This is a genomic window from Acetatifactor sp. (assembly GCF_982438285.1).
Genome location: NZ_CEWDFQ010000336.1, coordinates 1 through 3317, shown reverse-complemented (window position 1 = coordinate 3317; position 3317 = coordinate 1). Strand labels below are relative to the sequence as shown.

Sequence of the window (3317 nt, the reverse complement as noted above, 5' to 3'; positions counted from 1 at the left end):
GAAGGAATGGAGGCGGCGTATTGGCGGGCAGCCTCGCCTTTTTGCTGCATCATTATATGGAAACCATCGGTACGGTGCTGGTTGTCATTTTGTGCTCTACAATCAGCCTGATTCTTTTGACGGAAAAATCTCTGCTGCCCACGGTAAAGGACGGGGGAAGCCGCATCCGTGAAAGGGGCAGGGAGGACGCGGAAAGAAGAAGAGAATACACAAGACAGCGCAGAGAGGATCAGGAGGCTGCGAGAGCCAGAAGAGAAGAAGCGCGCAGGCTGAAGGCGGAGGAAAAGGAAAACGAAAGGATTCTGCGCATGGAGAAGAAGGTAACGGGGGTGATGCTGGACACCTCCCTGTCAAAGCCCTTGGAGGAACGGCGAAGAGACGATATCCATGAGATTACCTTTTCCAGAGAGGCGGATTTTTCCCAGGAACAGAATTCCCCAGCACAAGCCAAAGAGGAACCGGATTTTGATTTTGAAAGAATCCAAATCCGCAGCGCGTATCAGTCTAATTCTCCTGAGCCTGTACAGGAGAACCGGGAGCTTTTGGAGGAGCCGGGGGAGGAAGCGCCGGAAAGTGGGCTTTCAGATACCGTTGCGGCTTCCAGAATCCGCATCCACAAGGAGGGAATTCCGGAGGAGAGTCCAGCTGCTGTAAAGAGGCCGGAGAAAATGACTTCTGAAAAGCAGGAAAAGCCCCTTGGGGACACTAGAGAGGAGATACATAGGGACATTCAAAGCGCGGAAAAAAGAATTCCGAGAAAATATATGTTTCCACCGCTCTCAAGGCTTAAGAAGGGCGTGACGGCCACAGGAGATTCCACCAGAGAGCTCAAGGAGACGGCTCTTCGCCTGCAGCAGACGCTGAACACCTTCGGCGTGAGGGTTACCATCACAGATATCAGCCAGGGGCCCAGCGTAACCCGTTATGAGCTGCAGCCGGAGCAAGGCGTGAAGGTGTCGAAGATCGTGGGGCTTGCGGACGATATCAAGCTGAATCTGGCGGCTACGGATATTCGTATTGAAGCGCCTATCCCTGGCAAGGCGGCTATCGGCATTGAGGTTCCAAACAAGGAAAATATGCCGGTGGCCCTGCGTGATCTTTTGGAGACCAAGGAATTCAAGGAGTTTCCCTCCAATCTTGCCTTTGCGGTGGGAAAGGATATTGCGGGCAAGGTGGTGGTGGCGGATATTGCAAAGATGCCTCATATGCTGATTGCAGGAGCCACAGGCTCCGGAAAACCCGTGTGTATCAACACGCTGATCATGAGCATTCTCTACAAGGCCCATCCTGATGATGTAAAGCTGATCATGGTTGACCCAAAGGTGGTGGAGCTAAGCGTCTATAATGGGATACCCCATCTTTTAATTCCGGTGGTCACGGACCCGAAAAAGGCCTCTGCCGCCCTTCACTGGGGGGTTAGTGAGATGGAGGACCGCTACCGCAAATTTGCGGATTTCAACGTGCGTGATTTAAAGGGCTATAACCAAAAGGTGGAGGCCATGCGGGAAAAGGGCGATGAGACGGCTCCCGGAAAGCTGCCCCAGATTGTTATCATTGTGGATGAGCTGGCGGATCTTATGATGGTCTGTCCCGGGGAGGTGGAGGAATCTATCTGCCGTCTGGCACAGCTGGCCAGAGCAGCGGGGATTCATCTGATCATTGCAACACAGAGACCAAGCGTTGATGTAATCACCGGCTTGATCAAGGCCAATATGCCCAGCCGTGTGGCTTTTTCCGTTTCCAGCGGCGTGGATTCCCGTACGATTCTTGATATGAACGGTGCGGAGAAGCTTTTAGGAAAAGGCGACATGCTGTTTTATCCACAGGGTTATTCCAAGCCTGCCCGCATACAGGGGGCGTTTGTGTCTGACAAGGAGGTTTCCGATGTGGTGGATTTCCTGAAAAATCAGGCGCTGGGCAACACCTATGCGGAGGAGATTGAAGAAAAAATAAAGACCATGGGAAGCGCTTCCGGAGGAGGAAGCGGCTCCGGCCAGGCATCACAGAGGGATGAGTACTTTGCGGAGGCCGGCAGATTTATCATTGACAAGGACAAAGCTTCCATAGGCATGCTGCAGCGCGTACTCAAAATCGGATTTAACAGAGCTGCCAGGATTATGGATCAGCTGTGTGAGTACGGTGTGGTGGGTGAGGAGGAAGGCACCAAGCCCAGAAAAGTGTTGATGAGTATGGAGCAGTTCGAACAGCTTTTGGAAGAAATATAAGCAGAATCTAGGAGTAAGAGAGGTTGACAGTGCCATGAAAACAGATATTCAGATTGCCCAGGAAGCGGTTATGAAGCCTATTACAGAGATTGCCCGGACCATTGGAATTGAGGAAGGAGAGCTTGAGCTTTATGGAACCTATAAGGCCAAGCTTTCGGAAGCGTATATGGAGAGAATGAAAGGACAGCCAGACGGAAAGCTTATCCTGGTAACTGCCATCAATCCCACTCCAGCGGGAGAGGGAAAGACCACTACCAGCATAGGGCTGGGGCAGGCATTTGGAAAATTGGGAAAGAAGGCCATTCTGGCTTTGAGAGAGCCGTCGCTGGGTCCTTGCTTTGGCGTTAAGGGAGGTGCTGCGGGAGGCGGCTATTCCCAGCTGGTGCCTATGGAGGATTTGAATCTTCATTTTACGGGGGATTTTCATGCCGTTACCTCCGCCAACAATCTTTTGGCGGCGCTTATTGACAATCATATCCAGCAGGGAAATGAGCTGGAGATCGACCCAAGACAGATTGTCTGGAAGAGATGCGAGGATATGAATGACAGAGCCTTGAGGAATGTGGTGATCGGTCTTGGGGGACGTACGGATGGATTTGTGAGAGAGGATCACTTTGTAATCACAGTGGCAAGCGAGATCATGGCGATTTTGTGCCTTGCAGAGGATATGAAGGATCTGAAGGAGCGGCTTGGCAAAATTGTAGCAGCCTACAATTTTGACGGAGAGCCTGTCACGGCGGGAGATTTGAAGGCGGTGGGCGCCATGGCTGCCCTTCTTAAGGATGCCCTGAAGCCGAACCTGATACAGACCCTGGAGCATACGCCGGCGTTGGTGCATGGAGGCCCTTTTGCCAACATTGCCCACGGGTGTAATTCCGTGCGGGCTACCAAGGCGGCGCTTAAGATGGCGGATTATTGTATTACAGAGGCTGGCTTCGGCGCTGATCTGGGAGCGGAAAAGTTTTTTGATATCAAATGCCGTATTTCAGGCCTTAAGCCCGATGCGGCGGTTCTGGTGGCCACCGTCAGGGCGTTAAAGTATAATGGAGGGGCGGCAAAGGCTGATTTAAAACAGGAAGATGTGTCTGCTTT

At 52.2% G+C, this 3317-nt stretch carries 2 protein-coding genes; both read left to right on the top strand.

Annotated features, from left to right (window positions below; translation table 11 throughout):
• Positions 1-2225 (top strand): DNA translocase FtsK (locus AC1WIP_RS13465; protein ID WP_481142310.1); only part of this gene is annotated, 2225 nt, incomplete at its 5' end.
• Between the two features lie 34 nt (positions 2226-2259).
• The coding region (locus AC1WIP_RS13460) for a formate--tetrahydrofolate ligase (RefSeq protein WP_481142309.1) at positions 2260-3317 on the top strand (1058 nt) is incomplete at its 3' end.